The organism is Arcobacter sp. AHV-9/2010 (assembly GCF_004116575.1).
In the GTDB taxonomy this organism is placed as follows: domain Bacteria; phylum Campylobacterota; class Campylobacteria; order Campylobacterales; family Arcobacteraceae; genus Aliarcobacter; species Aliarcobacter skirrowii.
Genome location: NZ_PDKH01000017.1, coordinates 1 through 516, shown reverse-complemented (window position 1 = coordinate 516; position 516 = coordinate 1). Strand labels below are relative to the sequence as shown.

1 pseudogene is annotated in these 516 nt (G+C 36.6%); it reads right to left on the bottom strand.

Features of this window, described 5'->3' with window-relative positions:
* Positions 1-516: pseudogene (gene glyA, locus CRU94_RS09520) on the bottom strand (serine hydroxymethyltransferase); the annotation flags it as partial.

Genomic DNA, 516 nt, shown 5'->3' with positions numbered 1-516 from the left:
CTTTCTCTTTCATTCCTCTTGCTGTTAGTGCTGGGCTTCCTATTCTAATACCACTTGTAACAAATGGACTTCTTGTCTCTCCTGGAACTGTGTTTTTATTTACTGTAATTCCTGCATCTCCAAGTGCCGCATCTGCATCTTTTCCACTAAATGGTTTATTTAAAAAAGATACTAAAACTAAGTGATTATCTGTTCCACCACTTACTATATCGTAACCTCTACTTACTAGAACTTCTGCTAATACTTTTGCATTTGCTTTTACTTGTTTTGCATAGCTTTTCCATTTTGGATCAAGTATCTCTTTAAATGCAACAGCTTTAGCAGCAATTACATGAACTAAAGGTCCTCCTTGAAGTCCTGGGAAAATAGCACTATTTATTTTTTTAGCAATCTCTTCATCATTTGTCATAATCATACCACCTCTTGGACCTCTTAGAGTCTTATGAGTTGTTGTTGTTACAACATGAGCATGAGGAAATGGACTCATATGCTCACCAGCAGCAACAAGACCTGCAA